The organism is Herbidospora yilanensis (genome assembly GCF_001570565.1).
GTDB lineage: Bacteria > Actinomycetota > Actinomycetes > Streptosporangiales > Streptosporangiaceae > Herbidospora > Herbidospora yilanensis.
In genome coordinates, this window is sequence record NZ_BBXE01000022.1 from 96,438 (window position 1) to 109,806 (window position 13,369).

General features: G+C 70.9%; 14 protein-coding genes. 7 read left to right on the forward strand and 7 right to left on the reverse strand.

Annotation, left to right across the window (positions count from 1 at the left end):
• Positions 1-9 precede the first annotated feature (9 nt).
• From AW273_RS16730 to AW273_RS16740, 3 genes are read left to right on the forward strand one after another with little or no spacing between them, the layout of a single operon-like run.
• Complete coding sequence (locus AW273_RS16730) at positions 10-1,161, forward strand: hypothetical protein (protein ID WP_062349253.1); 1,152 nt, start codon at positions 10-12, stop codon at positions 1,159-1,161.
• Between the two features lie 11 nt (positions 1,162-1,172).
• On the forward strand, positions 1,173-2,270 hold the full coding sequence (locus tag AW273_RS16735) for a hypothetical protein (protein WP_062349254.1): 1,098 nt from the start codon (positions 1,173-1,175) through the stop codon (positions 2,268-2,270).
• 16 nt (positions 2,271-2,286) lie between these two features.
• Entirely contained in the window at positions 2,287-3,372 is a 1,086-nt protein-coding gene (locus AW273_RS16740; protein ID WP_062349255.1) for a T3SS effector HopA1 family protein, read from the forward strand.
• Here AW273_RS16740 and AW273_RS16745 read toward each other — a convergent pair.
• The 4 genes from AW273_RS16745 to AW273_RS16760 form a co-directional block, all read right to left on the reverse strand.
• Positions 3,369-4,370, reverse strand: a complete 1,002-nt coding sequence (locus tag AW273_RS16745; RefSeq protein ID WP_062349256.1) for a hypothetical protein — start codon at positions 4,368-4,370, stop codon at positions 3,369-3,371. The two genes, AW273_RS16740 and AW273_RS16745, sit on opposite strands and share 4 nt — an antisense overlap.
• Positions 4,367-5,860 carry a hypothetical protein gene (locus tag AW273_RS16750; RefSeq protein ID WP_062349257.1) on the reverse strand — a complete coding sequence of 498 codons (1,494 nt, stop codon included), beginning with the start codon at positions 5,858-5,860 and terminating at the stop codon, positions 4,367-4,369. Before AW273_RS16750 ends, AW273_RS16745 begins: the two co-directional genes overlap by 4 nt.
• 57 nt (positions 5,861-5,917) lie before the next feature.
• Positions 5,918-6,235 (reverse strand): hypothetical protein, encoded by a 318-nt coding sequence (locus tag AW273_RS16755; RefSeq protein WP_062349258.1) that lies wholly within the window; start codon positions 6,233-6,235, stop codon positions 5,918-5,920.
• A 142-nt stretch (positions 6,236-6,377) separates the two neighbouring features.
• Positions 6,378-7,640: a hypothetical protein gene (locus AW273_RS16760; RefSeq protein WP_062349259.1), complete on the reverse strand. Its 1,263-nt coding sequence runs from the start codon at positions 7,638-7,640 to the stop codon at positions 6,378-6,380.
• 139 nt (positions 7,641-7,779) lie between these two features.
• On the opposite strand from AW273_RS16760, the gene AW273_RS16765 reads away from it, so the two are divergent.
• Positions 7,780-8,628 carry a DUF1707 SHOCT-like domain-containing protein gene (locus tag AW273_RS16765; protein WP_198168184.1) on the forward strand — a complete coding sequence of 283 codons (849 nt, stop codon included), beginning with the start codon at positions 7,780-7,782 and terminating at the stop codon, positions 8,626-8,628.
• On the opposite strand, the gene AW273_RS16770 is transcribed toward AW273_RS16765, so the two are convergent.
• Complete coding sequence (locus tag AW273_RS16770; RefSeq protein ID WP_062349261.1) at positions 8,616-8,891, reverse strand: ArsR/SmtB family transcription factor; 276 nt, start codon at positions 8,889-8,891, stop codon at positions 8,616-8,618. The genes AW273_RS16765 and AW273_RS16770 overlap by 13 nt on opposite strands.
• Before the next feature lie 17 nt (positions 8,892-8,908).
• Here AW273_RS16770 and AW273_RS16775 point away from each other — a divergent pair, with 17 nt between their 5' ends.
• Positions 8,909-9,475 (forward strand): carboxymuconolactone decarboxylase family protein, encoded by a 567-nt coding sequence (locus AW273_RS16775; protein ID WP_062349262.1) that lies wholly within the window; start codon positions 8,909-8,911, stop codon positions 9,473-9,475.
• On the opposite strand, the gene AW273_RS16780 is transcribed toward AW273_RS16775, so the two are convergent.
• Both AW273_RS16780 and AW273_RS16785 read right to left on the reverse strand, forming a co-directional pair.
• Positions 9,438-9,680, reverse strand: coding sequence for a LuxR C-terminal-related transcriptional regulator (locus AW273_RS16780; RefSeq protein WP_062349263.1), 243 nt, complete (start codon positions 9,678-9,680; stop codon positions 9,438-9,440). The genes AW273_RS16775 and AW273_RS16780 overlap by 38 nt on opposite strands.
• A 50-nt stretch (positions 9,681-9,730) precedes the next feature.
• On the reverse strand, positions 9,731-11,503 hold the full coding sequence (locus AW273_RS16785; protein ID WP_062349264.1) for a BTAD domain-containing putative transcriptional regulator: 1,773 nt from the start codon (positions 11,501-11,503) through the stop codon (positions 9,731-9,733).
• 113 nt (positions 11,504-11,616) lie between these two features.
• Between AW273_RS16785 and AW273_RS16790 the strand changes: the two genes are divergently transcribed.
• Positions 11,617-12,540, forward strand: a complete 924-nt coding sequence (locus AW273_RS16790) for an ABC transporter ATP-binding protein (protein ID WP_063909990.1) — start codon at positions 11,617-11,619, stop codon at positions 12,538-12,540.
• Positions 12,537-13,361 carry an ABC transporter permease gene (locus AW273_RS16795; protein WP_062349266.1) on the forward strand — a complete coding sequence of 275 codons (825 nt, stop codon included), beginning with the start codon at positions 12,537-12,539 and terminating at the stop codon, positions 13,359-13,361. The genes AW273_RS16790 and AW273_RS16795 overlap by 4 nt, the downstream gene beginning before the upstream one ends.
• The last annotated feature ends 8 nt before the right edge of the window (positions 13,362-13,369 follow it).

Consider the following 13,369-nt stretch of genomic DNA (forward strand, 5'->3'; position numbering starts at 1 on the left):
GTGACCCACATGTCCCTAGTCAAGACCAAACGCGACCTGCCCGCCGCCCCGCCCGACGTGGAGAACGGCTTCCGCACCCGCGAATCCCGGCTGCGCGGCCGGTCCGACGACGACTTCGCGTCCCGGTGGATCGACGTGGCCGGGCTGGACGCCGCCGCCCAGCAGTGGATCCTGCGTGGCCTCGACCTGCTGCTGGAGAACATCGACGGGGCCGGTCCCGGCTTCGACGGCGCCCGCGCCTGCTCGCTCCTGGTCGACCAGGCGGTCAGACGCCGCCACGAACCCGGCGACACCGGCTTCGAGTACGAGATCCTCACCGTCTCCGGCTGGCTGGAGGCCGCCCTCCCGGCGTCGCTGGCCAGGCCCCGGCCGGGCCCCTTCTTCCCCGCCGTCGGCCGGTTCGACCCCGACCGGCTCACCAGGGAGTTGCTCCCGCTGCTGGCCCGACGGCTCATCGAGGTGCGAGACGCGGCGGCTGAGCCGGACGGGTTCGACGACCTCGACCTGATCGGGCAGGCCGCCGGGGAGATCGAGGCACTCGTCCGCGCCGACCCGTCCATGTGGGCGATGGCGCGGGCCGACGGGCCGCTGCACGAGGGCTGGGTGTTCGCCGACAACGTGCTCCCGTCGGCCCTGCGGCCGACCGGCGACTTCGACCGGCTCGACCACCTGCGGCGGCAGGTCCACCTGCTCGGCCGTGACCCGGCCGCCGGGGGCATGCTCGACGGCTATGACGACGCCGTCCACCGCGAGGAACTCGACACGCTGCTCAAGGGCTGGCTGGCCGGGTCGCCGGAGCTCGACGACCTGGTCGCCGAGCTGATCGAGGTCAGCCCGTCCCACCAGAGCGGGCTGCGGAGCCCGGTGTACGTGCCGGCGACGATCGCCCGAGCACCGGACCTGCGGCGGACGCTGGCGCACGAGTTCCTGCACCGCCTCGCGCACCCCCACTACCTGGCGCGGGCCGCCGAGACGGCCGACCCGCAGATCCTGGTCGAGGGCGTCGCCGACGTGCTCACCGCCGACCTGCTGCCCGAGGTCGCCGACATCGGCTACGGCTCCTCCGGCGCCGCCGCCGTCGAGCTCTACGAGACGGTCGGGCCCGACCGGCTGAAGGCCGCCTACTTCCTGGGCCGTACCGAATTCATCGGCCTGTCCTGACGAGGAGCCCCATGGCGTTCAAGAAGAAACGCGGCAAGTCGGCCCCGGTCCGGCCGCAGGCCGGGCCCCGGCCCCGTTCCGGCAGCGCGCCCGAGGCTCGCACGCCGGAGCCCGATCCGGTGGACGACCTGGTGGACGATCTGGTCCAACCGCAGGAGGAGGTCGGCGACGTTCCGCCGCTGCGCCTGTGGGACGTGCCAGAACCAGCCCCGCTGCCCGGCCCGGCGTCCCCCCGCCGGCAGGGCGAGACGCTGACCGACGCCGACCGGCGATCGGTGAACTACCAGCGCGACATGGAGTTCTTCCAAGCCCTGTGGGAGGTCTACTACGACGCGAGCGGCGCCCGCGACCGCTCGATGAGCGAGAGCATGCTCTACGGCCTGATGAGCACCGACGACCCTCTCCAGGAGGCCGACTACCTGCGCGTCCCGCTCGAAGAGGGCTCGATCGCCGCCCTCGCCTCCCTCGGCCTGCGGAACAAGAGCTTCGTCACCTTCCCGCAGGACAACCCCGACCTCCAGCAGGCCGCCGCGGCGGGAGACTACTTCCACGTCGCCAACCTCCAGCACACGTTCGACCCCGGCCGGAACGCCCGGCGGATGCGCCGGCTGGCGGTCAACGTGCGGACCCAGGAGGCGGCTCTGTCGCTGACCGCCGGGCTGACCACGCTGTTCGCCGACGAAGAGGTGGGCCCCTACTTCGAGAAGGTCAAGGTCTTCCTCTCCGAGGCTCCCGCGGAGAGCCCGGTCAAGACCGACAAGCTGGTGCTCTACTACCTGACCGCAGACGACGCCCAGGACGGCGGCCCCGACGTCGTCGGCGACCGGTTGCTCGCCGCGATCAACTCGATGTTGCCGCCCGACCAGGCCGTCATGCTGACCAGCCCGTTCTACTCCCGGGTGGCCGAAGCGGTCACCTGGGCCGAGGACGCCCAGCACTTCATGCCGGGGGCCGAGGGGATGAGCTTCACCGACACCCGCGCCTCTCTCATCAGGGAGATCCTCGACACCGACGAGGCGATGCCGAACGCCGCGGCCCTGGCCGAGGCGGTGTTCGACGCCTTCGACGTCGCGGGCATCCCGTGGAACCAGCGCCACCGGCACAGCTGACCGAGCGGAGCAGACCATGACGTTCAAGAAGAAGAAGGGCCGCAAGAAGAAGAAGGACGACGGCGTCATCACCGCCGACGGTTCGTCGAGCTCCTCCAGTTCGTCCAGTTCGTCCAGTTCGTCTGGCTCCACCGCGAAGTCGCGACCGGCTTCCATCACGGTGCCCTACCGCCGTCCGGTCGTGTCCGACGTGGTGGCGTCGCCGACGGGCGTCCGGGAAAACGTTCCCGCGCGGGGCGCCCGTTACCGGCGGAACGGCGCACGGGACGGACTGTTCATCAGCGACCTCTACAAGCGTTACTACGACCCGGAGAACGGGGGCGCCCGGATCGACGTCGACGGGGAGGACGTGCGGTCGGAGGTCTACCGCCTGATGGGGGTCGGCGGTCCCGGATATCTCACCGAGCCGGTCACCCGGCGTCAGGTCGAGGATTTCATCGTGGCGGGCGCGGGCCGGTGGGAGGTGGAGAACCAGTCGGCCGCCTCCGGGGGGCAGTTCTCCGCCGCCCTCGCCGCCGGCGACTACTTCCGGGTGCTCAACCGCCGCTACCCCCAGCCGCAGGATCTGCGTTACCGCTCCCGGCGGCTGGTGGTGAACGTGCAGAGCCAGCAGACCGCGCTGGAGATCGGTTACGCCCTGGGCGCGTTGTTCGACCACCCCGTGATCGGCCGCCGGTTCCACCAGTTCAAGATGTTCCTGTCCAACTGGGCCGACCCCCAGCGGAACGTCAAGCACGACAAGATGGTCGTCTACTACGCCATCGACCCCACCTCCAGGGACGAATCCGACGTCGTCGGCGACGCCCTCGTGCGGGCGATCTCCGGGGCCGTCCCGCAGGGGGAGGCGGGGCTGACCGTCAGCCCGTTCTACTCCACGATCACCCAGGCCGTCTCGTGGGCGGAGGAGGCCGAGGACTACCTGCCCGACTCCGAGGGCCTCAGCTTCACCGAGACCCGCGCCGCCACCGTCGCGAAGGTGCTGGCCGACAACCCGGTGGTGGCGAGCCGGCAGAAACTGAGCGATCTGATCACGGCGGCGTTGTCGGAGGAGGGCGTGCACGCCTCGGCCAGGCACCGGCACCTGATCCCCGACAAGATCTAGATGCCGAGGTACTCGGTCCGGCCGAAGAAGAACGCCACTTTCAGCCGGTCGGACCCGAGTTCCTCCAGCAGCGTCACCGCCGGGCCCTCGGTTGGTGGCGTGCCGTCGCCGTATTCGGCGGTGAACAGGGTGACCAGGTCCTCCTCCAGCCACCCGGCCCGCTCGCGGAACCCCGGATGGGCCAGCACATGGAGAAAGGCGTGGGTCAGCAGCGCCTTGTCCGCCACCGGGACGAACACCTCCCGCCCCGGCCCGTGGGATGCGTCCCGGGTGATCAGCCGCCCGACCCGGCCGGCCAATCCGGTGTCGGAACCGAGCACGGCCGGGTCGCCGCCGAGCATCGCCACATAGGCCGCCCGCGCCGCCGCGCCGTCGGGCGACTCGACGGAGTCGCGGACGCGGGAGCCCAGGTCGTAACCGTCGTAGAGCGGGCCGTCGTAGCGGTTGCCGGGGAACTCGGCGCGGAGCGCGGCCTGCACGGCGGCGCCCAGGTCGGCGGCGGCGAGCGGGTCGAGGAAGCCTTCGGGTGCGGCGGCGAGGCGGCGGCCGACCTCCTCGGAGATCCATTCGCGGTCGGCCGGTACGACGGACAGCCCGGCGGGCTCCGGCAGGGTGAGCCTGGCGGGCAGGACCGCCTCGGTCCAGCCGCTCACGGCCAGCACCTCGTGCTCGAAGGCGTCGCCGCCCGGTTCGGCGGTGTACCGGCGGGCGTGGCCGACCAGCCGGGCCACGGCGGGCGACCGCTGGTAGTCGGCCGGGTTGCGGGTCAGCAGGTGGAGGGCGTGGATCAGCCAGGCCTGCTGCGGCAGGGACATGGCGGCGACGTTGCTCCAGTGGGAGCCGAACGGGCCGTCGCCCAGCAGTTCGGCCTCCAGCGACCGGAACGCCGCCTCGGCGCCGTGGCGCAGCCGCTCGGCCAGCCCCGGGGTGTCGGCGCCGCGCTTGGTCTTGGTCAGCGTCATCTGCCGTCCTTGGAGAGCGTCGGTCGGGGTGATCACTGCGGCTCCATGATCGCCAGGCGTTTCAGGTCGCCGAGGAAGTAGCCGATCGCCACGTTGCCCCGGCCGAGCGCGTCGGCGATCTGCTGCGCGTCGAGGCCGTCCTGGCCGTAGCCGACCTTGAGGTAGGCGTCGGGGGCGGGCGCCCACGGCGTGCCGGGGCCGAGGATCAGGTTCCGCGTCTCCGGGTCGTTCGCGGCGCGTTCGGACAACCGCCGCAGCACGAGCGCCGTGAAGACCTCGACGAAACCCTCCTTGAGGATCTGCGGCTGGTGGACGTGCTCCGCGGCGGCGACCACGTCGGGGTGGGTGATGCGGTGCATGAACTCGTGGATCATGGTGCGGGTCATCCGCCACCGGCAGTTCACCCGCGACTGCACGGCCGGGTTCGGATAGCAGGGCAGCAGATAGGTCATGCCGTCGGCGGCCGCGTGCTGCGGCGTGTGGTTGATCAGCTTGGTCACCTTCCGGGCGAACTCGGCGTCGCTCAGCAGTTCGGCGTAGATCCGCCCCAGCGCCTCCTGGTCGGCCGGCCGGCCCGGATGGTAGTTGGCCGCCGTCATGGGCGCCTCGTAGGCGGGGTCGCGTCCGACGCGGGTGCCCCGGTTCCACATCCAGCCGAGCAGCCGGTCGTTGTCGACGGGCACCTCCTCCGAACTGGCCAGGCAGCCCGAGTAAGGGGCGCCGTAGAGGGGGCCGTCGGCGTAGGACAGCGGGAAGGGGGCGAGGACCGTGCAGATGAACTCCTGCAGGAAGTCGGCGATCTTCGCCATCTCGGTGAAGTCGACCCGTTCGAGCCGTTCGCCGGGTGGCGGGTCCCAGGGACTGAGCTGCTGGTCGAGCACCGTGGTCAAGGCCTTCTCCAGCCCCGTGCGCAGCAGTTCGGGGTGCAGCGCCCCGATGACCTGCCGCCTGCCCGGCAGCCCGCCGGGGAAGTAGAGCGTGTTGAGCGTCCTGAGGACCTCCGGCTCCGCCTTCAGCGGCGTCGCGCACAACGAGGCCTGCATCCAGCCGCCGCACAGGACGACCTCGTTCTCGAACCCGTTCCCGGCCGTGCCCGGCTGCGTGAGCACATTGCGCCGGACCATCCTGAGCAGCCGCCGCACGACCGTGGAGAGGTCGACGCCCAGCTCGGTCAGCTTCCCGGCGTTCTGGTCGTAGATCGTCAACGCCCGCAACAACCAGGCGAGCTGGACCGGGGTGAACCGCTCCACCAGTTGCCGGCCCAGCTCGGGGTTGGCCTGCCCGAGCGCCGCGCAGAGGTGCTGCAGAGACCCCGCCATCCCGACCTGGTCGAGCAGGGCCGAGGTGGCGCGGTAGTCGAGCCGGACGACGATCGAGGTGTTCGGATAGGCGTAGTCGCGCACCACCTGCTCCAGCACCGGCGGCCGGTCGATCTCGTGGATCTCGATCGTCTCGGCCGGCGCCTCGACGAGGATCGGCTCCCGTTTGCTCTTGCGTACCGGTGAGGAGCTGCGCGACTTTCTCATGTCAGGACCGTTCCAACGGACGGGCCGGACGACTGTGATCTTGGTTGGGGCACGGCTTCATGCTCCACCACTGATCATGGCCGTCAAACTAACCCATAGGCGATAAGTCCGTCTCTTACGGCTGCCGCAGAGCGCCGTGACGTAGCCGTTGGTGTTGTTGACCGGGAACAGGACGCTCAAGGCGTCGTCGAGCGGCCCACCCGTCTGCGAGTAGAGCAGCGGGTCGAGCAGCACCTTGCCGGCCGGGCGCTTGGCGATGGTCGTGCCGGCCGTGTTGGCCGGATATCTGGTGGCCGCGACGACCTTCTGCAACCCGGCGATGCCGTCGGCCCCCGCGGCTCCGCGCTCACCCCGGGGACCCCGGTCGCCCTTCACACCCGGGACCCCTGGACACCCTGCGCGCCGATGAGCCCCTGCTTCTCGCGGGGACCCGGCTCTCCCTGCGGCCCGGCCGGGACCATGGGACCGGCGGGACCCTGGCCGGGCCGGGGTCCAGTCGGTGTCGATAGCAGAGGCGTCACACCTCCGTGGGCTGCTCGGCCTGGGGCCCGGCGGAGAAGCGGGCCGACAGGCGGGCGGCCAGGTCGGCGGGCAGGGTCGCGATCCCGTCGGCGACGAGCGAGCCGTCGGTCACGTGTTTGAGAGTCAGGTCGACCGCCCGCGACTGGACGTTGAACGACGTGTGGCCGTACGCCGTCACCAGCGCCGGCCCGAACTCGGCCACCGCCGACGGGGTGCGCCTGAGCTCGGCGTCGAGCCAGCGCAGGCCGATCGTGGCCAGTTTCGCCTCGGCCCGGAACGTCAGCGACTCGACCGCTTCGACCAGGTCGGCACGCTCGATCGGGAACACCGCCTTGATCTGCTTCGCGGCGAGTTCGGCCACCGGGCCGGGCGAGGAGGGCAGCAGCCGCAGATAGTCGCGCAGGCGTGCACCCGTCTCCTCGGGGGTCGGGGCGAGCAGGTCGTGGAGGCGGACGAAGAAGCGGAGGTCCTGCGCCTCGCCGCCGCGCAGGAAGCGGCTCACGCAGCCGTCGATCGCCCGGTCGCGGGGCACGTCTCCGCGGACCCGGGCCAGCCATCGGGTGGGCGCGGGGGTCAGGCGTTCGTCGCGCAGTTCGCGGCCCGCGCCCTCGGCGTCGAAGATCCGCGGCAGGAGGCACGACGTCAGAGGGTCGTCGGGGTGGGTCATCATCCGCAACCACGCGGCCACCAGCGGGTCGTGGTCGGGCGGTTCGGCGCCCGAGGCGCGCAGCAGAGCCACCGCCAGGGGCGCGACGCGGTCGTTCGGACGGCGGATGCGGCGCGCGAGCCGTACGGCGACGTCGCGTTGCCACTCGACTGGGCGGGACGCGGCGACCCTGACGGCGTCGGCGACGTTGACGCCGACGGCCCAGCGGCGGTTGACGTCGCGGCCGGTGATGAACGAGACGGCGGCGGCCGGGCCGGTGATGGTGCCGATGCCGGCCAGCAGCAGGGCGGAGGCCAGTTCGTCGAGCATCTCGTCGATCTCGAAGCCTTCGTCCCAGGCGCGCTCCCAGTCGGCGTCGTAGTCGCGCCGCGCGAGCTCGGCCGTCTTCTCGGCGCGCAGGTCTTTCACCAGGCCGGGTAGTTCGCGGCCGATCTCGCCGCGTTCGGCCTCGGTCAGGGTGAGCAGGCGGCTGCCGAGCTCGTGGACCTGGTTGCGCCGGATCAGGTCGAGGATCCGCCGCACGGCGGGACCGCTGAAGAACTTGGGGGTCGAAGGCGCGGCGTGGCCGAACGCCCGCGTCGGTGAGATCATGCCCCCGGACCTTAGGCACACCGACCGACAAACTCGGAGAACCCCAAGGCCGATTCACCGGAGCCGATTCTCTCGGAAAATCCCCCGAATCCCGCCATGGCGGTTGGCTAGTTTGGATGGCACACAGGGGAGGTCGGAAATGCAGCACATGCGTGTATCCGACGTGGAGCGCGACCGCGCCTGCGCCGTTCTGCGTGAGCACTACGCCGTCGGGCGGCTCGACGACCAGGAACTCTCGACCCGGCTGGCGGCCGCGCAGACCGCTGTGACCTGGGGCGATCTCAACGAGCTGATGCACGACCTGCCGCCGATCCCGGGCATGCCCCTGATGCCCTCGGCCCACTTCTACACGCCGCCGCCACCTCCTCCTCCGGTCGCCTACGCGCCTCCCGTCTACCACCCGCCGCAGCGCGACCGCGACGTGGGCAAGGCCTACCGGACCGCCGCCTGGGTCAGCTTCGCTCTCGGGTTCGCGAGTTTCGGGCTCATGTGGATCCCGGCGCTGGCCTTCGCCGTGCTCGGCAGACGGGCCAGGGAACAGGGCCGCGAAGACCGCAACACCGGCACGATCATCACCGTCGTGACCGGCGCCGCGTTGCTGTTCACCCTGGTGGCGTTGCCCGCCGCGTTCGACGACGACGACGGGGACGACCCGTCGCCGGAGTCGGCCTGGGTGCCGCCGCCGGCGGGGCTCGACGACGAGTCCGACATCCACGAGGTGGTGATGAAGGTGGTCGCCGACCGGCCCGACGCGACCGCCGCCGACTTACTGATGAACGCCGAAGGCAGCGAGGTCGCCTCCGGCAAGGGCTTGGTGTTGCCCTTCGAGAAGGAGCTCGACCTCGCCGGCCTCGACGACCTGAACGTGGCGGCCGAGGCGGTCGACGGCGTGAAGCTGACCTGTCAGATCACCGTCGACGGCGTGGTCGTGGCAGAGGGCAAGCCCGATTCCGGCGACGGCGGCTGCACCGCCGCCTACAGCGGCTGACCCTTCCGGTACCGGGTCAGCCAGCGGTCGATCTCGGCCAGCGGCGCGGGGTCGACCGCGTAGAGCCGCCGCGCCCCGTCGACCCGCACGGTGGCGAACCCGTTCTCGCGCAGCACCCGGAGGTGCTGCGAGACGGCCGGCTGGGTGATGCCGAACTCCGCCTGGACGACCGCGCCCACCTCCCCGGCGGGCCGTTCCCCGTCGGCGAGCAGTTCGAGGATCCGCCGCCTGACGGGGTCTCCCAGGACGTCGAAGGCGTGCATCCGACTACTTTATATAAGTGACCACTGATACGAACCGTCTGCCCTTCCCCGCCGACCCGACCCCGGCCCAGCGGGCCGCGATCGATCGGATCGCGGCGGGCCCGCGCGGCGAGATCTCCGGCCCGTTCGTGCCGTTGTTGCGCAGCCCTGAGCTGATGACGCGGCTGCAGCTCGTCGGGGAGGCGATCCGGTTCGGCGGCGTGCTCGACGAGGACCTCGTCGAGGTGGTCGTCCTCACCGTGGCCAGGCACTGGGACCAGCCCTACGAGTGGGCCTTCCACCATCCGATCGCCCTGGCCAAGGGTGTGCCGCCCGCCGACGTGGAGGCCATCGGCAGAGCCGAGCGCCCGCGGGACGGTCGCCTGGCCGTGTTGTGGGATCTGGTCGACGAGTTGCAGCGCACGAAGGACGTCTCCGACGCCGTCTACGCCGAAGCGGTGGCGGTCTTCGGCGAGGAGCGGGTGGTCGCGGCGGTCGCCACGGCCGGCTACTACACGACGCTGGCCATGGTGATGAACACCGCGCGCACGCCGCCGCCCGAAGGGCTCAGCGCCGCACTCCCGGGGGCCACACCCCCACGTTGAGGAACCGGTGGGCGTACGAATAGGCCACGAGCTGACTTCGGTTGGAGCAGGCGAACTGGTCGAGGAGTTTGCTGATGCGTTCGGCCACGGTGTGCCGGCTGAGGTGCATCTCGCGGGCGATCCGGGTGGTCGTGTAACCCCGGGCCAGCATGACGATCAGCCATCGGTCGCGATCATTTATCAGGTCGTCGTACGCAAGATCCATGAATGAACTCCTCGCGTGATCGCTTTCGTTTCGAGCGTAGGTTCGCGCGCTTAACCGCCGGTATTGCGAGGCCTTGCGGCCGGTTTGCCCGTCAGGATCGACGTGTAGAGCCGCTTGAGCACGGGGCTGGGATCGATGCCCAGTTCTCCGGCCAGCCGGCGGCGGACCGCCTCGAACTGGGCGAGCGCCTCGGGGGCCCGGCCGCAGCCCGCCAGGGCGGTCATCCGGGCGGCGATCAGGCGTTCGCGGGCGGGGAAGAAGGCGGCCAGGTCGTCGAGCCTGGTCAGCACCTCGACGAAGGCGCCGCGTTCGATCTGGAGCTCGGCCCAGTCCTCGTTCACCGCCAGATGGAGGTCGGTGCAGCGGGCCACCGTCTCGTCGACCAGGGGGATGCCGGCGAACTCGGCCAGCGGCCGTCCCCGCCACAGGTCGAGGGCCCGGTCGAGCAGGTGCAGGGCCGCGTCGCCCGCGCCCCGGCGGCGCATCTCGCGCCCGGCCGCCGCCAGGTCGCGGAAGCGGAGGAGGTCGAGTTCGTCGCGGCGGGCGTCCAGGCGGTAGCCCCAGCCCTCGAAGGCGATGCGGTCGCCGAGGCGTTTGCGCAGCTCCGAGACGTACACCTGGAGGTTCTTGCGGGCCGTCGCCGGGGGGCGGCCCTCCCAGAGGGAGTCGATGAGGTGGTCGGTCGGGATCACCTCGTTCGGGTTCGACAACAGGATCGCGGCCAGCAGGCGCGACTTCCTGGCGCTGATGTGGACGGGCACGCCGCCGACGCGGATGTCGAGCGGCCCGAGCACGCGGCCGTCCAGCGCCGTGGCCCGGCCGCCCAGCAGGAGGAAGCCCGACAGGTCGACGCGGGTGTTCTCGCGGTGCAGCCGGCGGACCATCGCCAGCGTGGCCATCGAGACGTCGTCGACGCCCGCCTTCGACTCGAACCAGCGCCAGTCGCCGTCGGGGTTGACCTCCAGGAACACCGGGCCGTCGCCGGTCAGCAGGAAGTCGAAGGCGCCGTAGCGCAGCCCCCACACCTCGGCCAGGCGGTGCACGGCCTCGGCCACCTCCGCGGGCGCGGTGACGGGCGCGACGCTCACCGAGCCCTCGTCGCGCCAGATCGCCGCGGGTGACGGCTTCTCGACCCGGAAGGCCCTGATCTCGCCGTCCACGTGGTAGACCCGCAGCTCGGCGGTGTGCTCGATGTACTCCTGGACGATCATCGGCACGTCCCGCGCGTGGAAGGCGGTCCGGTCGGCGATCTCCGGGAAGACGCCTTCGAGCAGGTTCGGCTCGGCCTCCACGAAGTGCCTGCTCAGCGCCTTGACGACGATCTTCCGGCAGGGGAACGCGGCGCTGCCCGGGTCGGTGGTGACGATCGTGCGCGGCACCCGGATGCCGGCCTTGGCCGCGCCGTCGAGCTGGGCCAGCCTGCCGGGGTCGAGGCCGTCGGGGACGCGTACCGACGAGAGGGCCGTCACCTGGTCGACCAGGGCGACCCATGACTCGGCGCGGAACAGGGAACGGGCGTCGCCGCCGGCGAACGCCGCGAAGTGCCGCACCCAGGTCACCGTCGGCAGGATGCGGCGGCCGTCGATGGTGAGGGAGCCGTCTTCGTGGCGGGTCAGCGCGGCGACCGAACCGGCGTCGATGCGCACACTCGGCACGCCCAGCGCGCGCAGCCCGCGTTGCAGCCCGGCGAACTCGCCCATGCCGGCGCGGTCGGCGAGCACCACGCACGGCAACACGGTCCGGGGATCGCTTTCGTCGGGCAGCAGCCAGCTCACGCCGCGCGCCGCCGCCGGCATCCGCAGGGTGTACGAGCCCGTGTCCATGGGCCGATGGTGTTCGCACGCGGCCGGGAGACACAATCAGGCCTCTGCCGTTCGGCATAAGCCCACTTTCGTGGGGTTGTCCGGCCCACTGATCACCAGCCCATACTCAAGCCATGAGTGACGTGGTGACGGCCACGGGGCTTACCAAGCAGTACAAGGGAATGAGCCGGCCCGCGGTCGACGACGTGTCGTTCGACATCGCGCCAGGTGAGACCTGCGGACTGCTCGGCCCCAACGGCGCCGGTAAGACGAGTCTCATCAAATTGATCTGCGGTGTCACCGCACCTACCTCCGGGGACATCCGCGTGTTCGGCGTCGACCCGGTCCGCCAGCCGGTCGAGGCCAAGAGCGGCATCGGTGCGATGCACCAGACCGCGCCGTTCGACATGATGTTGCCCGCGCTCGACAACCTGCACATCGCGGCCAGGTTCCGCGGCCTGAAGTGGCGCGCGGTCGAACCGTGGGCGATGGAGGTGGCCGAGTTCCTGGGCCTGACCGAGGCCCTCGACCGGATGTGCTTCCAGCTCTCGGGTGGTCAGCGCCAGCGCCTCCAGTTGGTCAGGGCGCTGCTCAGCATCCCCCGGCTGCTGATCCTCGACGAGCCGTCGGCCGGTCTCGACGTCGCCGGACGCCGCCAGGTCGAGAAGTTCGTCACCTGGCTGCGTGAGGAGCACGGCGTCACCATCCTGTGGACGACCCACCACATCGAGGAACTGGAGCGCAACTGCCAGCGGGTCCTGGTCATCAACAAGGGCCAGGTGGTCAGGTTCGCCAAGCCCCGCGAGATCGTCGAGGAGTTCGGCAGCACCCACGTCCAGGTCAGCGTGGAGGACGAGTCGGCCCGGCAGGCGGTCGAGGACTGGGCGCGGGGCGCCGGTCACGAGATCTCGACGGGCGAGAACGAGGTGCGCATCCACGGGGCCAAGGCCCGGGAGGTGCTGCCCGCGCTGGCCGGTCTCGCGGTCACCGGCGTGTCGACCGTCTCCGACTCCCTCGAAGAGGCGTTCCTGCGGATGACGGAGAAGGTGACCGCGTGAGCACCCCGACCGACCTGCTGGCCTTCGACCACAAGCCGCCGCCGCCCGGCACCGCCCGTCAGGCCGATCTTGGGGCCGTGGTCTACCGCGAGTGGGCGCTGCTGGCCCGCAACCGGGTCTACCTGATCCTAGGCCTGGCCCCGATGCTCATCTACTTGCTGCTGGTCAACACCTCGCTGAGCAACCTGGTGCAGACCGTGGAGTACAAGGGCCTGGCCGTCGGGTTCGCGGTGTTCCTGCTGCCGATGACGCTGGGCATGTCGGTGGTCAGCGCGGCCGGCACCTCCGCCATGGCGATCTTCCAGGAGGAGATGAGCGGGGTGGCGACGCAGCTCTGGTCGTACCCGCTGAGAAGGTCGCGGTTCCTGATGGGCAAGATGATCGCCGGTGTGTCGCTGGTGCTCGGGCAGAGCCTGCTCGGTCTCATCGCGGCCGTGCTGATCTTCGAGTTCCCGTTCGACCTGGAGGGCTGGCTGGCCCTGCTGGTGACCCTGGCGCTGGCGTCGCTGGCCATCAACGGGCTCTATCTGGCGGCGGCCATCACGGTCACCGACTACCAGGCCTTCATGGTCGGCTCGAACCTGTCGCTGCCGGTCCTCGTGTTCAGCGCGCCGTCGATGTACACCTACGACAGCATGCCGACGGTCCTGCAGTGGTTCTCCCACGTCAACCCGCTCACCTACGCCATCAACGGCATGCGCGACGCCAGCCTGTTCGGCTTCGCGGAGGCCGGGCGCGACATGGCGATCCTGGCCGTGATGGCGATCGTCGGCTACTCGATCGGCGGCCGGGCGCTGCTGAACCGGGCCCGCAACATCTGATTTCCGAG